Source organism: Rugamonas sp. (assembly GCF_025354735.1).
In the GTDB taxonomy this organism is placed as follows: Bacteria; Pseudomonadota; Gammaproteobacteria; order Burkholderiales; family Burkholderiaceae_D; genus Rugamonas.
On sequence record NZ_JANXMI010000303.1, the window covers coordinates 1 to 5,174 of the forward strand.

The 5,174-nt window shown below is 66.3% G+C and carries 7 protein-coding genes; 1 reads left to right on the forward strand and 6 read right to left on the reverse strand.

From position 1 onward, the window contains the following. A partial coding sequence (locus Q0S71_RS24945; RefSeq protein ID WP_296001691.1) for a VpsR-related response regulator occupies positions 1-337 on the reverse strand: 337 nt, incomplete at its 3' end. Positions 338-546: 209 nt separating this feature from the next. After that, on the reverse strand, positions 547-1,512 hold the full coding sequence (locus tag Q0S71_RS24950; RefSeq protein ID WP_296001692.1) for an MBL fold metallo-hydrolase: 966 nt from the start codon (positions 1,510-1,512) through the stop codon (positions 547-549). Between the two features lie 225 nt (positions 1,513-1,737). Between Q0S71_RS24950 and Q0S71_RS24955 the strand changes: the two genes are divergently transcribed. Beyond that, on the forward strand, positions 1,738-2,409 hold the full coding sequence (locus tag Q0S71_RS24955) for a 1-acyl-sn-glycerol-3-phosphate acyltransferase (RefSeq protein ID WP_296001693.1): 672 nt from the start codon (positions 1,738-1,740) through the stop codon (positions 2,407-2,409). A gap of 24 nt (positions 2,410-2,433) precedes the next feature. Here the strand turns inward: Q0S71_RS24955 and ureG are convergent, their stop codons facing one another. From ureG to Q0S71_RS24975, 4 genes are all read right to left on the reverse strand, one after another. Beyond that, the gene (ureG, locus tag Q0S71_RS24960) at positions 2,434-3,063 is read right to left on the reverse strand and encodes an urease accessory protein UreG (protein ID WP_296001695.1); all 630 of its coding nucleotides are present in this window, start codon (positions 3,061-3,063) and stop codon (positions 2,434-2,436) included. A 59-nt stretch (positions 3,064-3,122) separates the two neighbouring features. Then, complete coding sequence (locus Q0S71_RS24965) at positions 3,123-3,803, reverse strand: urease accessory protein UreF (RefSeq protein WP_296001697.1); 681 nt, start codon at positions 3,801-3,803, stop codon at positions 3,123-3,125. Between the two features lie 90 nt (positions 3,804-3,893). Next, positions 3,894-4,442, reverse strand: coding sequence for an urease accessory protein UreE (ureE, locus tag Q0S71_RS24970; protein ID WP_296001699.1), 549 nt, complete (start codon positions 4,440-4,442; stop codon positions 3,894-3,896). A 9-nt stretch (positions 4,443-4,451) separates the two neighbouring features. After that, positions 4,452-5,174: urease subunit alpha (locus tag Q0S71_RS24975; protein WP_296001701.1), on the reverse strand; the 723-nt coding region annotated here is incomplete at its 5' end.

Consider the following 5,174-nt stretch of genomic DNA (forward strand, 5'->3'; position numbering starts at 1 on the left):
CGGCGGCGCCGGACGGCGGCACGACGATGCCGCCCAGCGCCGCCAGCCCGTGGGCGTGGCCCAGGGTGTGGCCGAGCCGGGACGGATCGACCGGCCAGGTATGGAAATCGCAGCAATGTTCCTGCACCAGCTGGCGCCAGACCGCGTGCTGCATGGTTTTCGCGTTCAGCACCGCGACCCACTGCACCGTCCAGTGTTCGCGCAGGAAACCGTCGAGCGCCCCGCAGTTATCGTGGTCGGCGTTGAGCAACAGCAGTCCGACCGCATAACGCCGCTGCCGCAGCAGGCGCCGCGCATCGGCCAGGGTGGGCGCATGCGCCACCTCCCACCCAACCATCGCCCCGCTCAATTCCTGCAGCTCAGACCGGTTTCCTATCAGCATGCAAAAACGGGGTGTTAATCTCATTGAATGTCCTCGTCGGCGACTGGCATCAAAAAAACAATACAGATATTTTTTTGATAACGATATCGCTTAAGGCATTCACTCTACCATGCACATAAAAAAGGATGCGCGCGGCATCCTTTTATGTTGCTAGACTGCCGCACTCAAGGCATGCGCGTGTAGTTCACCGGCACGTATTCGTAGGCCTTGCCGTCGGCGCGGATATGGCCCAGCCCCGGGAATTGCAAATGCGCGGCGCCGATCAGGTAGCCCTGCCGGGCGGCGTCGGCGAAGACCGTCTTGCGCTGCGCCATCGCCGCCGCGCCGTCGCTGTCGAAGCCGATGGTCACGCCGGGGTCGGCGAACTGCACCGCTGCCACGTGCACCAGGTCGCCCAGCAGCATCAGCTTTTGGCCTTTGCTCTCGACGATATAGCTGTCGTGGCCGGGCGTGTGGCCGGGGCTGGCGTAGGAACGGATGCCCGGCGACAGTTCGGCGTCGCCCGAGAACGGCTTCAACTGGCCGCTCTTGACGTACGGCGCCAGCGAGGCCTGCGCGCCCTGGAAGAAACCGCGCTGCTGGCCGCTGGACTGGTCCAGTTCGATGGGGCTGAGCCAGTATTCCGTGTCGGCGCGGTCGATGCGCACGATGGCGTGGGGGAACACCGCCACGTCGCCGGCCGCCAGCCCGCCGACGTGGTCCGGGTGCATATGGGTGATATAGATTTCATCGACCTGCTCCGGCTGATAGCCGGACGCCTTCAAGTTCGCCGCCAGCTTGCCCAGGGTCGGTCCGAACAGCGCGCCGGCGCCGGTATCGATCAAGATCAGCTTGCTGCCGGTGTTGATCAGGAAGGCGTTGTCCGACGTTTCCAGCGGCGTTTTCTCGAACGATTTGGCGAGCGCCTTTGCGGTCTTGGCCGGCGGATTTTTCAGCAACTGGTCGACCGGCAGTTCGAGCGTGCCGTCGTTGAGCGCCGTCACTTCGAAATCGCCCAGCATGATGCGGTAGAAACCGGGCGCCTGGAATTTGGCCATCGGCGCGGCGGCCTGCGCGGGCGCCGCTAGGATGCCGGCGGTGGCCAGCGCGGCGGCCACGGCGGACGATTTGAAGAAGAAGGTAGCGGTCATGATGGTCCTTGTGATGGATAGCCGGAATGCTACGATACCGCAAATCGGCGCCGCCCACCCCCTGCCGTTTGGCAGGGGCGGCGCTGGCGCCGGCGGCGCGGCGGCCATGTCGCATGCGCCAGGCTTGCCGCGCGGAGGCGGCCCGGATAGAATGCGGGCGCGGATTTTTTGACGGGCCAGCGCTGCCTGTCAACGCGGACGAATAAAACAGACAGGGAGACTTTCATGGACCAATCGACGCATTTGCAATACCAGCTACGGCCGCGGGAACTGCCCACGTGGAGCCAGCGCGGCGCCTTGCGCGTGCTGGGCCTGTTCGGCTGGCGCATGCTGTATCGCCCGCTGCCGGGACCGCGCGGCATCGCCGTCGTGTATCCGCACACGTCGAACTGGGACTTCATCGTCGGCGTGTTCGGCAAGTGGGCGCTGGCGCTGCCGTTCCGCTGGCTGGCCAAGGACACGCTGTTCAAGGGCCCGCTGGGCAACTGGTTCCGCGCGCTGGGCGGCGAACCGGTCGAGCGCGGCACCCCGAGCGGCACCATCCGGCTGCAAGCGGAGCGCATGAACGCGGCCGACTGGTACTGGCTGGCGATCACGCCGGAAGCGACGCGCAGTTATCGGCCCAGCTGGAAGAGCGGCTTCTATCATCTGGCGCTGGCGGCCAAGGTGCCGCTGGTGCTGGTGTATATCGATTATCCGAACAAGACGCTGGGCGTGATCGACCACGTGTTCCCGAGCGGCGACCAGGAACGCGACATGGCCGCCATCCGGCGCGCCTACGACGGCCACCTCGGCCTGCATCCCGCCAACGCGGCGCCTATCGTGCTGTCCGAGCGGCGCGTGGAGGCGCGCGATGGATCGAACGAGGAATCGAGCGACGAATCACGCGCCAAATAAAGTGTCCGGCGCGGGCCGCCGCGATCAGCGCCGGTCCAGGCCCAGCAAGCCCTGTTCGCGGATAAAGTCGATGACGACGGCCACGCCGTCGCCGCTGCGCAAATTGGTGAAGACGAAGGGACGCTCGCCGCGCTGCTGCTTGGCGTCGCGCGCCATCACGGCCAGATCGGCGCCCACGTGCGGCGCCAGGTCGGTCTTGTTGATGATGAGCAGATCGGAGCGCGTGATGCCGGGACCGCCCTTGCGCGGAATCTTCTCGCCGCCGGCGACGTCGATCACGTAGATCGTCAGGTCCGACAGCTCCGGGCTGAAGGTGGCGGCCAGGTTGTCGCCGCCGGACTCGATCAGGATCAGGTCCAGGTCCGGGAAGTCGGCCTGCATGCGAGCGATCGCTTCCAGGTTGATGGACGCGTCCTCGCGGATCGCGGTGTGCGGGCAGCCGCCCGTTTCCACGCCCATCAGGCGCTCGGCCGGCAAGGCGCTGGCGCGCAGCAGGATTTCCATGTCCTCCTTGGTGTAGATATCGTTGGTGATGACGGCCATGTCGTAATGGTCGCGCATGCCCTTGCACAGCATCTCGCACAGCGCGGTCTTGCCGGAGCCGACCGGGCCGCCGATGCCGACCCGCAGCGGATTGGAAGTGAGATTCGTCATGGGATATATACCGTTTATATTATTTATAGCGTTGATGTGGGAAGCCGTTCCAACCCCGTTCAGGACCGGTAAAGGCGGCTGTACTGCACCTCGTGCTGCATCGACAGCAGCGACAGGCCGGGCGCCCAGTTGCACATATCGTCATCGGCCACGGTTTGCGCATGGCGCGCGGCCGCCTCCAGTTCGGGACGCAGCGACAACAGCATGCGCTGCCCCGCCACCTGCCCCAGCGGCACCGATTTGACGCACACCAGCACCTGGTTCTCGGCCCACGTGAACAGCATCGCCAGCAGCGCGGCGTCGTGCGGGATGCGCAGCGCGTCGACGGCGCAGGCGTAGGCGGTCGGCAAGGCCACTTCCGGCTCGCGCTGCAACAGCGCCAGCACGGCGGGATCGGCGATGTCGAGTTCCGCGATCAAGCGGCTCAGCGAAAAGCCCATTTGTATCGTCTCGGCGCGGAATTCGGCGCTGTCGCACGAGGCGATGAAACGCTCGCTCCACAGCGCCACGGACGCGGCGTCGCGCGCGGCGAAGGCTTGCATCAGGCGCCAGCACAGCGGCGCTTCCCATTGCGCGACCACGTCGTGCAGGTGGCGCACGATCCAGGCGCGCGCGGTGTCGGCGTTGTGGACGCGGCCGTTTTCCAGCGCCGCCTCCAGCCCCTGGGAATAGCTGTACGCGCCTATCGGCAGGGCCGGACTGGCCAGTTGCAGCAGGTGGAGCAGCGCGGCGGTTTGCATGGGTGGCTCGGTAACGGTGGTGGACGCTGATGGCTGGACGGCGGCCGCGAAATCGGGGTCAAGACCGTGGGTCAAGATCGGGAATCAAGATCAGGAATCAACTCCTGGAGTTTCCGCCGGCGCGTCGCCGGGCCGGTGGATTTTCTGGCGCAGCGGGATAGGCGCCAGCAGATGCGGTCCGTGGGCGTCGTCGCGGTGGCCGTGGCCGCCGCCATAGGCGCCGGACTCCGGCTCGAACGCGGCCATCTCCTGCTCCACGCGCGCGCCCAGGCCGGCCAGCATTTCCCTGAGCACCGCGTCGGCGCGGATGCGCAGGAAGCCGTCGCCGACCTGCGCCTGCGTGTGCCGGTTCCCGAGGTGGAAGGCGCAGCGCAGCAGCGCGTGGGCGTCGGCGCAACTGACTCGATAGGTCGGCTCCGGCGCGGCGACCACGCGCACCACGCGCCGCTCCTCGCCGGTGAGCAGGTCGCCGTCGCGCAGCACCGTGCCGCGCACGGTGAACACGGCGACCTCCTCGCCATTCGACAGCGTGGCGCGCAGCCGGCATTTTTCGCGCAGCTCATAGGGCAGCACCAGCTGCGCGTAGACGTCGCCGTCACGCATGCCGGCGGGTTCGATTTTTGTATGCAGAGTTAACATGATTGGGCCTCAGAACAGGAAGTAACGCTGCGCCATCGGCAGCACGGCGGCCGCTTCGCACACCAGCAACTCGCCGTCGGCGCGCACCTCATAGGTTTCGGGATCGACTTCCATCACCGGCGTGGCGCTGTTGTGGATCATGTCGCGCTTGCGCAGCGTGCGCATGTTCTTCGCCACGATCAGGGTCTTGTTCAACTTCAGCCGCTCGCCGATGCCGGCGTCGTAGGCGGCCTGCGAGACGAAGGTGAAGGATTTTTTCAGGCCGCCGCCATAGGCGCCGAACATCATCCGGTAATGCACCGGCTGCGGCGTGGGGATGGACGCGTTCGGGTCGCCCATCTGCGCGGCGGCGATCATGCCGCCCTTTAAAATCATCGACGGCTTGACGCCGAAGAAGGCCGGCTTCCACAACACCAGGTCGGCGATCTTGCCGGTTTCGAGCGAGCCGACGGCGTGCGCGATGCCGTGCGTGATGGCCGGGTTGATGGTGTACTTGGCGATGTAGCGCTTGACGCGGAAATTGTCGTTGCGCGCCGTGTCGGGCGCCAGCGCGCCGCGCTGCACCTTCATCTTGTGCGCGCTCTGCCAGGTGCGCAGGATGACTTCCCCGACCCGGCCCATGGCCTGCGAGTCGGACGACATCATCGAGATCGCGCCCAGGTCGTGCAGGATGTCTTCGGCGGCGATTGTCTCGCGCCGGATGCGGCTCTCGGCAAACGCCAGGTCCTCGGC

Bases quoted from the DNA above. Each gene is read 5' to 3' on its own strand.
- Q0S71_RS24955 (WP_296001693.1), top strand. From the start codon at position 1,738: ATGGACCAATCGACGCATTTGCAATACCAGCTACGGCCGCGGGAACTG.
- ureE (WP_296001699.1), bottom strand. From the start codon at position 4,442: ATGTTAACTCTGCATACAAAAATCGAACCCGCCGGCATGCGTGACGGC.
- Q0S71_RS24950 (WP_296001692.1), bottom strand. From the start codon at position 1,512: ATGACCGCTACCTTCTTCTTCAAATCGTCCGCCGTGGCCGCCGCGCTG.
- ureG (WP_296001695.1), bottom strand. From the start codon at position 3,063: ATGACGAATCTCACTTCCAATCCGCTGCGGGTCGGCATCGGCGGCCCG.
- Q0S71_RS24965 (WP_296001697.1), bottom strand. From the start codon at position 3,803: ATGCAAACCGCCGCGCTGCTCCACCTGCTGCAACTGGCCAGTCCGGCC.